Raw genomic sequence first — 15704 nt, 5'->3', positions numbered from 1 at the left:
CGCCCGCTCATTCGTTTTCAAACGCTCATGCCAACTGCCAACCTCACCTTCATCCTGGGCGGTGCGCGTTCCGGCAAAAGCGCGCATGCGGAACAGCTCGCCACCACTCATGCAGCGCACACCGTCACTTACATCGCCACGGCGCGCGGCACCGCTGGCGACCATGAGTTCGCCACGCGCATCGCGCATCACCAGACACGCCGCCCCACGCACTGGCATCTGCTCGAAGCGCCGTGGGATCTGGCTGCGGCCATCGTTCAGGCCGATGGTCATGGTCATTGCATCCTGATCGACTGCCTGACCCTGTGGCTCGCCAATTTTCTCTGTCCATTTGATGAAGCGGATGCCCACGGCATCAGCAAGGACAGCAAGGACAGCGAGGGCGGCAAGCACTACGCGACACAACTCGCAGCCCTCGAAACCGCGCTCACCTCGGCAACCGGCCAGATCATTGTGGTCAGCAATGAGATCGGCCTGGGCGTCGTGCCACTGGGTTCGCTGACGCGTCAGTATGTCGATGAACTCGGGCGGCTCAACCAGCGCATCGCAACGCTCAGCACCCGGGTAACGCTGATGGTGGCAGGCGTGCCTCTCGCCGTGAAAACCGTCGCTCATGCCTAGCCTCAGGACAACGCAGCATGTTTCGAGCTCGCGGTTACGGCAACGTGGCACGCGTCATGGCACGTTGCTTGTACACGCGCTCCGCCACGGCTGCGCCTGCCTCATGCTTTACGCCGGCCTCGCTAGTACACCGGGGCTCATGGCGCACGCGGCCAGCCCTCCCAAGGTCAGCGACGACACCGGCGCAACGGTCTCGCTAGCCGCGCCTGCCAAACGGGTCATCAGCCTGGCACCGCATGCCACCGAGCTGCTTTACGCGGCGGGCGGCGGCGCGCAACTAGTCGGCGCGGCCGCCTATAGCGACTACCCACCCGACGCCCAACGCCTGCCGCGCGTCGGCGACAACAACACGCTCGATCTTGAACGCATCATCGCGCTCAAACCGGATTTGCTAGTGGTCTGGCCGCACGGCGCCACCGAGCGCCAGATCGGGCGCCTGCGTGCCTTGCATATCCCGATGTTCGTGAGCGAGCCACAGCAGCTCGATGATGTTGCACGCACACTCGACAAATTCGGCCAGTTGCTAGGCACCGAATCCCGCGCCCAGGCCGCCGCCCAGGCATACCGGGCTGACATCGCGCAATTGCGGGCGCGTTATGCTGCCCGTTCTCCAGTCCGTGTTTTTTATCAGGTGTGGGATCAGCCGCTGATGACGCTCAACCGGCAAAACATGATCAACGATGTGATAACACTATGCGGCGGACGCAATATCTTCGCGCAACTGCCCCAGCCCGTACCGACGGTGTCGATAGAAGCCGTGCTTGCCGCCAATCCGGAAGCTATCGTGACAACCACGCCCGGCGCGAGCATGCCGGGCCCGCTGCCGCAATCGCTCGAACGCTGGCAGGCATGGCCGAGGCTGACCGCCGTCGCGCGCCATAACCTGTTCGCCCTCAACGGCGACTTGCTCAGCCGCCCCGCGCCCCGCATCGCGCAAGGCGCGCGCAAGGTATGCGAGGCGCTCGACACAACGCGAACGCGGCGTGAAAAAAACGGACGTCCATAAAAAACGCCATTGCCACGGGCCTTGTTGAAGCGCTGCATGAAGCGCTGCACAAGTGCCCATGAAAAAACCCGGGCCCCATGTCATCCATGGGGCCCGGGTTCAGGTCAATGTCAATGTCAATGATTTGAACCTTAGCCACCCAGCCTTGCTTTTTATTTTCGCTAACCGGGTGTCGATGAAAGCCTGATGGTTCAGCGCAACTGACTCGTCATCAGCGTCATGATTTGCCGGGCCGGTTCTGAATCGTCAATCACGCCCTTGTCATCCACCACGGCAATGCGGGTCTGGTTCGGCGTCAGTGCCTTGACGTTGACCAGATACTGCTTCACGACCTTTTCTTTCTTGCCATGGAACATCTGGTTCCAGAAGCCCTGCTCAGCCGTCCCCATGTCTCTCGGATCAGCGTAACGCACGAAGTAAAGGCCGCGCGTGTGGTCACGGTCATCGACGGTGAAATTGCTGCGATCCAGCGCCTGACCCACGTGCAACCAGGCACGCTCATAAGGCTCGTTGATCGTCAGTTCAGACGTGGTGTAAGACGCATCCGTACCGCTTGATGCGGGTGGTTGCGCAGCCAGCGCGACATTCTCCGCAGCGATTTTTGCGGCCTTCGTCTTCGCCGCTTTCGCTTGCGCTGTCGTGCCGCCCGCGAGCGCTGGTGCGGTTTTGGCTCCCGCCGAAGGCATGGCCGCCCCTGGCGTGCCCGTATCCGTGTCAGCGACCGGCCCACGCGTGCTGGCCAGAGCCAGCGAAGCCATCAGCCGCTTCAGATATTCGGTTTCGAGAACGGGATCATTGGGCTTGGCGACCCAGGTCGTGGTGTCATTATGCGGGCCACTCAGCGCTTCGCGCATGCCCTTCTGGCTCACGAACACATAAGTGCCGCCATTGGGTGCCGCTTCCAGCCGGGTGCGGAACTTGTTGCGCTCCGCTGTCACGTATGAATTGCCCGTGGCTATCGCCAGCGTATTGCGAATGATGCCGTCGTTGATTTTGGGGTGCGTTTCGTTCCAGTCGGTTTCCATCACGCCGTTTTCGCGCTGCTCCACCACCAGCAGAAAACCCTGCTCCTGCCAGAAACGCCGGATCTGCGGCCAGGCTTCGGCGGGCGTCTTGTGATCGATGACCAGCCAGCTTTCGGTGCCATCGCGCTGAATATGCATGCCTGCAACTGGCGGCACGACTTCGAGCGCCGAACTCGGCGCGGTATTCTGGATCTGCTTGAGCGTAGAGAGCGACGTCTCGCCGCCCTGCGGCGGCAATGAACGCTGATCGGCCGTCACTTCGATCATGTCCGGCGGTGCTGCCAACGCGGCGGCTTTCGATCTGGAATCGCTCTTATAGTCAATCTGGGTTGGTGCGGGAGAACTGCAACCAGCAGCCAAACCGCCCGCTATCAGCCATGCGGTCAAGCACCGGGTAAGTCGAAGATCATTCATGTTCAGGGAATCCTTCCGCTACGCCACGGGGAGTTTCCGTGGATCAGCCTGCGATTTTACCGTTCCCGGCACAAAGCGGTGGAAAAAGCGCTATTTGCCGGCGTCAGGCTAGCGCGTTGCGTAAAGCCTGGCCCATCGAACAGGTACGCATACCCCCCATTTAAATTCTGCCAGGTGACTCACCAGGCAATACCCTCACTCAATCCCAAAATAATCAATACGCGTACCGGATTTATTTTTTTGGCATCGAAATTTAACACTTATCAACATTTATCCTAGGTTCTTAATTACCCTCTTTTTTAACCCATAACCTATTGTTTAAAAACATTTTTTTATCAAACAAATACACCTGAAAAACATTTTATATTTATCATCATCTGAAAAAACAACATTACGCCAAGAAAACAGAATGCTATCTTGAATTGTAAATCTCAAAATCAGCACCTAATCTACGAGGAGATGTCAATGGCACAAATCCTAAGATATCAAGTGCTCGCGCGATCACTCGCCGCTGCAGCACTTGCGTTTGCTGCCCATGCGCATGCCGAACTTGGCGGAATGATGAGCTCTACACAAAGCGCGTCTGGCGTAGTGCAGCACGTACTGTTAAACGGTGCCGTGCGTGAGCGCTCCAGCGTCGACGCGGGTGGCACCACGATTCGTGAGTACGCCGCAAGCGACGGCCGGATCTTCGCCTATACGTGGCAAGGCCCCACCATGCCCGACCTGCACGCGCTACTCGGCAAATACACCGCTTCGTATCGCACTGGCGCAACGGCCAACCGTGCGATCTCAAACGAACTGCATGCCTCCCGTGTCGAGCGTCCCGATGTGGTCGTGGAGTCGGGTGGCCAGATGCGCAGCTACCTCGGCCGCGCCTGGCTACCCCAGGCCCTGCCTCCGGGCATCTCTCCCAATGACCTGAATTAAAGGAGCGCTACCATGTCTGCCAAACGCGCTTTGCTTCTATTTGTCTGTGCCACGCTCGCCGCTTGCGGTGGGGGTGGAGGGGGTGGCGATGGTGGCTCTGGCAACAACGTTCCACCCGTGACCCAGCAGCCCAACCCACCCACACCGCCTTCATCAAACCTGACGAGTAACGAGGATCCCGCAACGACCAGTCCGCTTCCCGTGACGCAATCGAACATACCGAATGTGCAACCCATCTCGGTAACCACAATGCCAGGCCTGGTGCGCAACATGCTAACGACCAGCGTCACGCTCTGTGTCCCCGGCACCAGCGAATGCGCCACCATCGACAACATCCAGGTCGATACGGGTTCGCAAGGACTGCGGATTCTTAACTCAGCCCTGCCCGCCAGTCTCCAGGCCCTTCCCAGCATTGCCTCCGGCTCAGGAACCAGCGGCCAGTGCGCGGTGTTTGGCTCCGGTTATACCTGGGGCGCGGTGAGAAGCGCCGACATCCGCCTGGCCGGACATATCGCCCCTGGCGCCTCGATCCAGATCATCGCAGACCCCACCGTTCCAACCGTTCCCACCGATTGCGCGAATGCTGGCTTGTCGATGCAAACCGCTTCCAACTTGCGGGCCAATGGCATTTTAGGTGTGGGCCTGTTCACTGCCGATTGCGGTATCAATTGCACTGTTTCGCCGATGCCGCGCTGGTATTACTCATGCAACGCAGCGGGCAACTGCACGCCGAGCACGCAGCCGCTGGCGCAGCAGGTGACCAATCCGGTCAGCCTGTTCAGCGCGGACAACAATGGTGTGGTGATTGATTTGCCTGCGATTACCGATGGAGGCACGCCATCGGTGTCGGGCTCGATGATCTTCGGGATCGGGACGCAAGCCAATAACGGATTGGGCAACGCGAAGGTATTCAAGGCGAACCAGCAATCGGGCTATATCCGAACTGCCATGGACGGCAACGTCTATAACAGCTTTCTGGACAGCGGCTCCAACGGTCTGTTTTTCCCGAATCCCGCCTTGCCGCGCTGTGGTTTATGGTATTGCCCACCCGACACCTCGGACCTTTCCGCCACGATCAGCGGCAGTGACGGCACGAACAGCAGCTTGACGTTTTCAGTCAGCAACGCGCAAACACTCTTCAGCACCTCAAACTACGCGTTTAGCGACCTTGCGGGGCCTTCGGCGAACTCTGTCAACTGGGGGCTCCCGTTCTTCTACGGACGCCGGATTTTTACCGCGATTGAAACCGCTAGCACGCCGGCAGGCGCCGGACCGTACTTCGCGTTCTAGTCTGGAGTAGCCCGGATTCAGAGTCAGCAATAGCTTGAGCAGGGAGAGGAAGGACCCGTGACGAGTGCGCAGGCAATTGTCACGGGCTTTTTTTGCAGGATGCGCAGAACACGTCAGGACAGTAACGGAGACGCGAGGAAAACTAGTCGGAAGCCTCGTTATCTGCAGCCTCTTTCGTTCTCACCATTTTCTGCGGCGCAAGCCAGCGAAACGAAACAAGACCCGCCTGGTTGAACGTGCATTCAACGGCGGCAGGCAGGCTCCTCGTGACCGGTTGAGCCAGCCGTCGTGGCGTAGAGGCGGCCAGAGCGGCTGAAGCGGCCTTTGAAACACCCGCAGCCGCTGAAGCAGCCACAGGCGGCGGAAATGCCAGATACTCAATGCCGCCTTCGACGACCACCCGGCTGCCGCCGATACCGGCGCCAGCATGGGAGACCACCAGTTTGTTCGGCGAGGCTTGCGCCAACGAACGCCGCATCAGTTGCTCACAGGTCGCCGCATTTTTATCCGCTGCGGTACACCCTGTCATCAGCGTGGTCGCGGCCACCAGCGCAGTGGCCGTGAACGCAGTGGCCGCGAAAATACGAACCGTCATCGTGCTTCCTTTTTCGAATCGGCGGCAATTGTAGCGCGAGCCGCCATGGGGCTCGCTGGCACCTGGCCCGCCTCGCTATTGCCCCGTTTGAGCCCGGTTTGAGCCCGGCCACGCGCCAGCACGGGCGCCAGTGCCTGTCCGGTGTAACTGGCTGCCACCCGGGCCAGCCCCTCTGGGTCCGTGGCCGCCACCACACCGCCCCCCGCCGCGCCCCCCTCGGGGCCCAAATCGACAATCCAGTCCGCTTCGGCAATCACATCGAGATCGTGTTCGATCACAATCACGCTATGGCCAGCGTCAACCAGACGATGCAGCACATGAATCAGTTTTTCGACGTCCGCCATATGCAGCCCAACCGTCGGCTCGTCCAGCACGTACAAAGTGTGTGCGGCTTTCTGGCCACGCCGGGTCAGGTCATCGCGCACCTTGCTCAGCTCGGTCACCAGCTTGATGCGTTGCGCCTCGCCACCCGACAACGTCGGTGATGGCTGGCCCAGTGTCAAATACCCCAGCCCCACGTCTTTCATGAGTTGCAACGGATGCGCGATGTTCGTCAACGGTGCGAAAAACACCACGGCTTCGTCAATCTCCATCGTCAGAACTTCGCCGATATTCTTGCCACGCCAGGTCACCGCAAGCGTCTCCGGATTAAAACGCTGCCCATGACAAACATCACACAGTACTTTCACATCGGGCAAGAAACTCATGCCAATGGTTCGCACGCCTTGCCCATCGCATGACGGACAACGTCCATCGCCCGTGTTGAAGGAAAAGCGCGAAGCGCTATAACCCCGCGCCCGCGCTTCCAGCGTATCGGCAAACAGGCGCCGAATCGCATCCCACACACCGATGTACGTCGCTGGACACGAGCGCGGCGTTTTACCAATCGGCGTTTGATCCACCTCCAGCACGCGATCAATCGCCTCCCAGCCCGTGATGCCATCGCAGCCGTGCCAGACCTGCTTCACGTCGAGCGCGGGACGTGCTGCGGTACGGGCCAGCACGCTCGAACGCGAGCGGAGCGCGGTATCCGCGGGAAGGGCCTTGCGCGCGCGCCGCGTCGCGGGCGATGACAGCACCGAGCGTCCCACCGCGTCCAGCAGACTGGTCATCAAGACGTCGCGCGCCAGCGTGGATTTGCCCGAGCCGCTAACCCCGGTGATGGCGACCAGCCGTTGCAACGGCAATGCCACCGTCACCTCGCGCAAGTTATGCAGCCACGCGCGCTGCACGGTCAGCCAGCCGTCGCCGCTCGCGGCAAGCGACACCGGCCGCCGTGGCTGCAGCGGATGCACGATCGGCTGTGCCAGAAACCGCCCTGTCAACGAATCGGGCTGTGCCGCCAGATCGGCAACCTGTCCTTGCGCGACCACCCGGCCGCCCCGCTTACCCGCCCCAGGACCAATATCGATCAGATGGTCAGCATGGCGAATCGTGTCTTCGTCATGCTCGACCACGACCAGCGTATTGCCTTTGTCACCCAGCTTGCGTAAAGCGCTCAGCAAGATCTGGTTATCTCTCGGATGCAAGCCGATCGTGGGTTCGTCAAGCACGTAACACACGCCCTGCAAATTGCTGCCCAGTTGCGCGGCCAGCCGAATCCGCTGCGCTTCTCCGCCAGACAAACTCGGCGCGGCACGGTCAAGCCCGAGATACCCCAGCCCCACCTCCTCCAGAAACTGCAACCGGTTACCGATCTCGCTCACCACATCGCGCGCAATCCCGGCATCGCGTCCTTCCAGCTTCAACGCCTGTATCCAATGGCGGGTTTGCGTCACGGTCCATTGCGCGATTTCAACGATGGGATGCGTATCGAATGTCACCGCCCGTGCGACCGGGTTGAGCCGCGTGCCCGCGCAATCGGGACACGGCGTGTCGCCCATACCATCGGGTTCGGGCTCCTGGGCAGGCAAGCTTTGCTCACGGCCCTGGCCATCCGTGGCAAGCCGGGTGTCGTCGTAGGCCGCACGCTGTTCACGGGTCAGCGCCAGCCCAGTCCCCACGCACGTCGGGCACCAGCCATGCTTGCTGTTATAGGAAAACAGTCGTGGATCCAGCTCCGGATAGCTCGTACTGCATACCGGACAGGCACGCTTGACCGATAACACCTTGAGCGTACCCAGCGATGCGGTCGCCGCACCCTCGCGTAGCGCCTCACTCAAGCCATCGAGCGGCGACAGCAAATGCATCACGCCTTTGCCTAACTCAAGCGTCTCATCGAGTGCCTGACGCAGTTGCGCTTCGTGATCTGGCGTAACGACCAGATCCGCCACAGGCAGTTCAATCGTATGTTCACGGAAGCGATCGAGCTTCGGCCATGCATCGACAGGCACGAACTCGCCATCGACGCGCAAATGGGTATTGCCTCGCGCTTTCGCCCATTTCGCCAGATCGGTATAAACGCCCTTGCGATTGACCACCAGCGGCGCCAGCAGGCCAACATGCTGGCCACGATGCTCGCGCAGCAATTGCGCGGCAATCGCTTCGGCGCTTTGCGCCGTGACGGGCGTGCCGTCGTGGATACAGTGCTGAAGCCCGAGCTTTACATAGAGCAGGCGCAGAAAATGCCAGACTTCGGAGATGGTCGCCACGGTGCTCTTGCGGCCACCGCGCGATAACCGCTGCTCAATCGCAACCGTCGGTGGAATGCCGTACACCGCATCGACTTCAGGACGCCCCGCAGGCTGAACGATCGAACGGGCATATGCGTTCAGCGATTCCAGATAGCGGCGCTGCCCTTCATGAAACAGGATGTCGAACGCGAGTGTCGACTTGCCCGAGCCCGATACCCCGGTAATCACATTGAACTTGCCATGCGGAATATCGACATCGAGCGACTTCAGATTGTGCTCACGCGCATTGACGATACGCACGACATCTTCGCCTTCGATCTTCTGGCGTGCGGTAGCATCGCGGGCCGTCTGGGCCGAAGCGGCCGAGACCTTTGCGCTTGCCGCCACACCGGTGGGCAACGCCTGTTCATACTGGATGAGTGCCTGGCCCGTATACGACGCGGGACACGCCTTCACCGCGTCTGGCGTGCCTGCGCATAGCACGCGGCCACCGCCCTCTCCGCCTTCGGGGCCCAGATCAATCAGCCAGTCCGCCGCACGAATGACATCCAGGTTGTGTTCGATCACGAGCAGCGAATCGCCTCGCGCAAGCAATTTGGCAAACGTCTGCATCAATTTGGCGATATCGTCGAAATGCAAGCCCGTGGTGGGTTCGTCGAACATGAAGAACCTGGCGCCCGGCGCCACAGCTGCCGCACGGGAAGCACGTGCCGGTGCGGCTTCTGCAAGAAAAGCGGCCAGCTTGAGCCGCTGCGCCTCGCCCCCCGAGAGCGTTGGCACTGGCTGCCCAAGCTTCACGTATTCGAGCCCCACATCGACAATCGGCTGTAGCACACGCAACACCTCCGCGTCCTGGGCGAAAAACTGCATCGCCTCGCTCACCGTCAATGCCAGTACGTCTGCAATATTGAGAGCCCGGGAAGGGGCTCCCCGCTCAATCCGGACCTCGAGCAGTTCCGCGCGATAGCGCTTGCCGTCGCAATCCGGGCAACGCAAGTACACATCGCTCAAAAACTGCATCTCGACATGTTCGAAACCGGAGCCACCGCACGTTGGGCAACGGCCATCGCCCGAATTAAAGCTGAACATGCCTGGACCATAGCCACGTTGTAACGCCAGCGGGGCGCGCGCGAACAGCTTGCGAATTTCATCGAAGGCGCCGACATAACTAGCCGGATTCGAGCGTGCGGTTTTGCCAATGGGCGACTGGTCCACGAACACGACATCATGCACGGCCTCTGCGCCCGACAAGCGCCGGTACGCGCCAGGGGTGTGCGACACACGGCCCAATTGCCGCGCCAGCGCGGGATACAGCACATCCTGCACCAAAGTCGATTTACCCGAACCCGATACCCCTGTTACGCAAACCAGGCGTTGCAGGGGTATCTCGATCGTGACATCGCACAAGTTATGCTCGCTCGCACCTTCCAGGACCATGCGTGGCGTTTGCGGCGTCACCGGCCGGCGAGTCCAGCCCGCCGCATCCGCCACATGACGACGCCCGCTCAGATAATCCGCTGTCAGCGTACCGGCGCGACACACCTCGGCCGGCAGACCGTCATAAACAATGGCGCCACCGCGCTCACCAGGGCCAGGCCCCATATCAATGAGCCGGTCAGCCGCGAGCATGACCAAGGGATCATGCTCGACGACCACCAGCGTATTCCCGGCATCGCGCAAACGGTGCATGGCTTCGACAATGCGATTAAGGTCTCGTGGATGCAACCCAATGCTGGGTTCATCGAGTACAAAAAGGGTTTTGGTCAATGAGGTGCCCAGCGCTGTCGTCAGATTGATCCGCTGCACCTCACCGCCTGAAAGCGTACGGCTTTGCCGGTCAAGCGTCAGATAACCCAGGCCGACATCACACAGATAGCGCAGGCGGGTCCGCACTTCAGCGAGCAGCAGACCAAGCGCATCATCAAGCCGTGCCGCCGGCAAGTTAACACCATCGAAGAACTGCCGAACACGGCTAAGCGGCAATAGCATTAAATCGTGAACTGTCAGACCGGGCAACGCTTCGAGCTGCGGCCGTGTCCATTCGACGCCATGTGGCATGAAACGCCGCCCGGCCTCAAGTACGCCATCGGCATTCGCCTTCGTGCCTAAACGCCAAAGCAGCGATTCCGTCTTTAAACGCGCACCGCCACACGTATCGCAGGGCGTATAACTCCGGTATTTCGAGAGCAGCACACGGATGTGCATCTTGTACGCTTTCGATTCCAGATAGCCGAAAAAACGTTTAATGCCATACCAGTGCCGCTGCCATTCGCCATCCCAATCTGGCGCGCCGTCAATCACCCATTCACGCTCCGCCTCCGTCAATTCGGACCATGGGGTATCCGGTCTGATGCCTGACTGGCCCGCATAACGCAGCAAATCGTCCTGACACTCCTTCCATGCGGGCGTCTGCAATGTTTTAATCGCTCCGCCGCGTAAGGTTTTTCGCGGATCAGGAATGACGAGTCCCCAATCCACGCCAATCACCCGGCCAAAACCCCGGCAGGTTTCACACGCACCATAGGCTGAATTGAATGAAAAAAGGGCGGGCTGAGGATCGGCGTAATACAGATCACTTTGGGGATTGTGCAGGCCAGTGGAAAAGCGCCATATTTGCGGCCCGGCCGTTTCATCGGCCATCGCATTCTGAACGTAAATATTTATTCGGCCACCTCCGCGCTTAAGACACGCCTCGATGGCTTCGATCGCACGAGCCCTGTCGACTTGCGCCATGCGAAACCGGTCCGCGACGACATCCAGCACTTTCCGAGGCCCCGTCGGCGTCAGCACCTGACGCTCGGCCTGCACACGCGTATGCCCACTAACCGACAACCATTGCTCAATTTCGTCCGGGGTAGCACTTTCGGGCAACTCAACCGGGAATGTCACGATCAGCCGGTAATCGTGTTCTGCACAGCGGGAAAGCAGTTCGGTATAAATGGTCTCCGGCGTATCGTGACGCACCGGCTGGGCATTTTTACGATCAAAGAGTTCAGCTCCTCGCGCATAAAGCAGTTTCAGATGGTCATTAAGTTCGGTCATCGTGCCAACGGTTGAACGCGAACTGCGAACGGGATTCGTTTGATCAATAGCGATGGCAGGCGGCACGCCTTCTACCCGATCGACTTGTGGACGATCCATCCGGTCAAGGAACTGACGTGCATAAGCGCTAAAGGTTTCGACATACCGTCGCTGCCCTTCTGCGTAAAGCGTATCGAACACAAGACTGGATTTTCCTGAGCCGGAAAGCCCGGTCACAACGGTCATCTCGCCGGTATGAAGATCGAGATCAATATTTTTGAGGTTATGCTGGCGCGCTCCGCGAATGCGGATGAGTCGAGTAGACATCAATTTGATCAACCATCTGGATGAGTTAGCCAAACATCATCCTGCCTGGCTGTAGGGAAGTCCAGTTATATGAAATCGGGAGATGTTGATGCAGGGGAATAATGCAATGCAAAACAGCAAGCACGTTCCGGCAAAAAAAGCGGGGTGATGAGAGAGAAGCGGGGAAAGGGCCGCAGAAAGGACAACGCCCCAGATACGGTTTGTATCTGGGGCGTTGTGCAGAAAGGGGAGCCTGACGATTACCTACTTTCACACGGGAATCCGCACTATCATCGGCGTAGAGTCGTTTCACGGTCCTGTTCGGGATGGGAAGGGGTGGTACCGACACGCTATGGTCATCAGGCAAAGGGGGGGCCGCAGCTGCATGCGCAGGAGCGGCAAACCGGGAAGAAGCAGTAAAAAATGGGGGTGTGAGCGTATGGCACACAGCAAATGACCCACGCATGTCAAACTCCGGTACAGGAGAAGACACACTGGTTATAGGATCAAGCCTTACGGGCAATTAGTATCAGTTAGCTTAACGCATTACTGCGCTTCCACACCTGACCTATCGACGTCCTGGTCTCGAACGACCCTTCAAGGGGCTTGAAGCCCCGGGGATATCTCATCTCAGGGCGAGTTTCCCGCTTAGATGCTTTCAGCGGTTATCTCTTCCGAACATAGCTACCCGGCGATGCCACTGGCGTGACAACCGGTACACCAGAGGTTCGTCCACTCCGGTCCTCTCGTACTAGGAGCAGGTCCCTTCAAATATCCAGCGCCCACGGCAGATAGGGACCAAACTGTCTCACGACGTTTTAAACCCAGCTCACGTACCTCTTTAAATGGCGAACAGCCATACCCTTGGGACCGGCTACAGCCCCAGGATGAGATGAGCCGACATCGAGGTGCCAAACACCGCCGTCGATATGAACTCTTGGGCGGTATCAGCCTGTTATCCCCAGAGTACCTTTTATCCGTTGAGCGATGGCCCTTCCATACAGAACCACCGGATCACTATGACCTGCTTTCGCACCTGCTCGACTTGTCGGTCTCGCAGTTAAGCACGCTTATGCCATTGCACTATCAGCACGATTTCCGACCGTACCTAGCGTACCTTCGTACTCCTCCGTTACACTTTGGGAGGAGACCGCCCCAGTCAAACTGCCTACCATGCACTGTTCCCGACCCGGATAACGGGCCAGGGTTAGAACCTCAAACAAGCCAGGGTGGTATTTCAAGGATGGCTCCACGCGAACTGGCGTCCACGCTTCAAAGCCTCCCACCTATCCTACACAGACCGGTTCAAAATCCAATGCAAAGCTACAGTAAAGGTTCATGGGGTCTTTCCGTCTAGCCGCGGGGAGATTGCATCATCACAAACACTTCAACTTCGCTGAGTCTCGGGAGGAGACAGTGTGGCCATCGTTACGCCATTCGTGCAGGTCGGAACTTACCCGACAAGGAATTTCGCTACCTTAGGACCGTTATAGTTACGGCCGCCGTTTACCGGGACTTCAGTCAGGAGCTTGCACCCCATCATTTAATCTTCCGGCACCGGGCAGGCGTCACACTCTATACGTCCACTTTCGTGTTTGCAGAGTGCTGTGTTTTTATTAAACAGTCGCAGCCACCAGTTTATTGCAACCCCTTCACCCTTCTGGCGCAGGCCAGTCAGGCTACCGGGGCGTACCTTATCCCGAAGTTACGGTACCAATTTGCCGAGTTCCTTCTCCCGAGTTCTCTCAAGCGCCTTAGAATACTCATCTCGCCCACCTGTGTCGGTTTGCGGTACGGTCACCATGAAACTGAAGCTTAGAAGCTTTTCCTGGAACCCCTTCCAGTTGCTTCGTCACCGGAGTGACTCGCCTCGCACCCTTGAATCCTGCGCCCGGATTTGCCAAAGCGCCTTCTCCAATGCAAGGACCGGGACTTCCAACACCCGGACAACCTTCCGCGATCCGTCCCTCCATCGCATTTCATGCTGGTGCAGGAATATTAACCTGCTTCCCATCAGCTACGCATTTCTGCCTCGCCTTAGGGGCCGACTCACCCTACGCCGATGAACGTTGCGTAGGAAACCTTGGGCTTACGGCGAGGGGGCTTTTCACCCCCTTTATCGCTACTCATGTCAGCATTCGCACTTCCGATACCTCCAGCGCACTTTACAGTGCACCTTCGCAGGCTTACGGAACGCTCTCCTACCATGCACATTACTGTGCATCCGCAGCTTCGGTATATTGCTTAGCCCCGTTACATCTTCCGCGCAGGACGACTCGATCAGTGAGCTATTACGCTTTCTTTAAAGGATGGCTGCTTCTAAGCCAACCTCCTGACTGTTTTTGCCTTCCCACTTCGTTTCCCACTTAGCAATATTTGGGGACCTTAGCTGGCGGTCTGGGTTGTTTCCCTCTTGACACCGGACGTTAGCACCCGATGTCTGTCTCCCGTGATTGCACTCTTCGGTATTCGGAGTTTGCTATGGCGAAGTAATCCGCAATGGACCCTTCAACCATGACAGTGCTCTACCCCCGAAGGTGATACACGAGGCACTACCTAAATAGTTTTCGGAGAGAACCAGCTATTTCCAGGTTTGTTTAGCCTTTCACCCCTATCCACAGCTCATCCCCTAACTTTTCAACGTTAGTGGGTTCGGACCTCCAGTACGTGTTACCGCACCTTCATCCTGGCCATGGATAGATCACCTGGTTTCGGGTCTACACCCAGCGACTGGACGCCCTGTTCGGACTCGCTTTCGCTACGCCTGCCCTAATCGGTTAAGCTTGCCACTGAATGTAAGTCGCTGACCCATTATACAAAAGGTACGCAGTCACCCCTTGCAGGGCTCCTACTGTTTGTATGCATGCGGTTTCAGGATCTGTTTCACTCCCCTCCCGGGGTTCTTTTCGCCTTTCCCTCACGGTACTGGTTCACTATCGGTCGATCACGAGTATTTAGCCTTGGAGGATGGTCCCCCCATCTTCAGACAGGATTTCACGTGTCCCGCCCTACTTTCTGTACACTCAGTTCCACACGTCCGTTTTCGCCTACAGGGCTATCACCTGCTAGGGCCGCACTTTCCAGAGCGTTCGGCTAACGGTCATGCTAAAGAGTACTGGCTGCTCCCATTTCGCTCGCCACTACTTTGGGAATCTCGGTTGATTTCTTTTCCTGCGGTTACTTAGATGTTTCAGTTCACCGCGTTCGCTTCGCGCAGCCTATGTATTCAGCTGCGGATGACCCATTCGGGCCGGGTTTCCCCATTCGGACATCTCCGGATCTCAGCTCGTTTGCCAGCTCCCCGGAGCTTTTCGCAGGCTACCGCGTCCTTCATCGCCTGTGATCGCCAAGGCATCCACCACATGCACTTGTTCGCTTGACCCTATAACGAGTGTGTCTCGCACCCCCGCTACAGGTTGAGTTTTTGCGTTGTGCCGTATTCCAGGCCCATCTCTCGATGAACTTTTCATACTTTTGATACAATCACAACCCTGACCAGTCTACTCACGCCCATCTCGAGGCGCTTTTAACCGGTCTCTTTACTACTTCTTCCTGATTTTTAAAGAACGGGACAGCCGGCACTTTCATGCCGCCATGACTGGCGCAAACACCAATGCACAAACCCCGGAGACTTTCCGCTTGCGCGGTGCTCCAGATCCTGTGCAATGATGACTGGCGGGTGACTGGTGGAGGATGACGGGATCGAACCGACGACCCCCTGCTTGCAAAGCAGGTGCTCTCCCAGCTGAGCTAATCCCCCTGTACCCTGTATACCCTGTACAACCCCGGGGATTCCTGCACCCGCCACCACCGCAGACAAAGTTGGTGGGTCTGGATGGACTCGAACCATCGACCCCCGCCTTATCAAGACGGTGCTCTAACCAGCTGAGCTACAGACCCCTGAGTCTGTCCTGATTACAGCC

The 15704-nt window shown here is 58.5% G+C and carries 7 protein-coding genes, 2 tRNA genes and 2 rRNA genes; 4 read left to right on the top strand and 7 right to left on the bottom strand.

The features are described from left to right. Positions 1-27 precede the first annotated feature (27 nt). Together cobU and GH657_RS05500 are read left to right on the top strand one after the other, a co-directional pair. The gene (gene cobU, locus GH657_RS05505) at positions 28-621 is read left to right on the top strand and encodes a bifunctional adenosylcobinamide kinase/adenosylcobinamide-phosphate guanylyltransferase (RefSeq protein ID WP_153099775.1); all 594 of its coding nucleotides are present in this window, start codon (positions 28-30) and stop codon (positions 619-621) included. A 103-nt stretch (positions 622-724) separates the two neighbouring features. Continuing rightward, a complete protein-coding gene (locus GH657_RS05500) occupies positions 725-1627 on the top strand; it encodes a cobalamin-binding protein (RefSeq protein ID WP_153099774.1) in 903 nt (300 codons plus the stop codon). Positions 1628-1818: 191 nt separating this feature from the next. On the opposite strand, the gene bamC is transcribed toward GH657_RS05500, so the two are convergent. After that, the gene (bamC, locus tag GH657_RS05495) at positions 1819-3066 is read right to left on the bottom strand and encodes an outer membrane protein assembly factor BamC (RefSeq protein ID WP_153099773.1); all 1248 of its coding nucleotides are present in this window, start codon (positions 3064-3066) and stop codon (positions 1819-1821) included. Between the two features lie 465 nt (positions 3067-3531). On the opposite strand from bamC, the gene GH657_RS05490 reads away from it, so the two are divergent. Beyond that, the gene (locus GH657_RS05490; RefSeq protein WP_153099772.1) at positions 3532-3996 is read left to right on the top strand and encodes a DUF2844 domain-containing protein; all 465 of its coding nucleotides are present in this window, start codon (positions 3532-3534) and stop codon (positions 3994-3996) included. A 12-nt stretch (positions 3997-4008) separates the two neighbouring features. Then, positions 4009-5286, top strand: a complete 1278-nt coding sequence (locus tag GH657_RS05485) for a DUF3443 domain-containing protein (protein ID WP_153099771.1) — start codon at positions 4009-4011, stop codon at positions 5284-5286. 142 nt (positions 5287-5428) lie between these two features. Here GH657_RS05485 and GH657_RS05480 read toward each other — a convergent pair whose 3' ends face one another. The 6 genes from GH657_RS05480 to GH657_RS05455 form a co-directional block, all read right to left on the bottom strand. Beyond that, positions 5429-5881, bottom strand: a complete 453-nt coding sequence (locus GH657_RS05480) for a hypothetical protein (protein ID WP_153099770.1) — start codon at positions 5879-5881, stop codon at positions 5429-5431. Then, positions 5878-11802 carry an excinuclease ABC subunit UvrA gene (uvrA, locus tag GH657_RS05475; protein ID WP_153099769.1) on the bottom strand — a complete coding sequence of 1975 codons (5925 nt, stop codon included), beginning with the start codon at positions 11800-11802 and terminating at the stop codon, positions 5878-5880. Before uvrA ends, GH657_RS05480 begins: the two co-directional genes overlap by 4 nt. A 230-nt stretch (positions 11803-12032) precedes the next feature. Then, a 5S ribosomal RNA gene (rrf, locus tag GH657_RS05470) occupies positions 12033-12145 on the bottom strand. A gap of 138 nt (positions 12146-12283) precedes the next feature. After that, positions 12284-15163: ribosomal RNA gene (locus GH657_RS05465) — 23S ribosomal RNA — on the bottom strand. Between the two features lie 302 nt (positions 15164-15465). Beyond that, positions 15466-15541, bottom strand: a tRNA-Ala gene (locus GH657_RS05460). Between the two features lie 63 nt (positions 15542-15604). Next, positions 15605-15681 (bottom strand) — tRNA-Ile (locus tag GH657_RS05455). Between the last annotated feature and the right edge of the window lie 23 nt (positions 15682-15704).

Origin of the sequence: Paraburkholderia hayleyella (genome assembly GCF_009455685.1) — a bacterium.
Classification (GTDB): domain Bacteria; phylum Pseudomonadota; class Gammaproteobacteria; order Burkholderiales; family Burkholderiaceae; genus Paraburkholderia; species Paraburkholderia hayleyella.
This window is presented reverse-complemented; position numbering and strand designations above follow the sequence as displayed.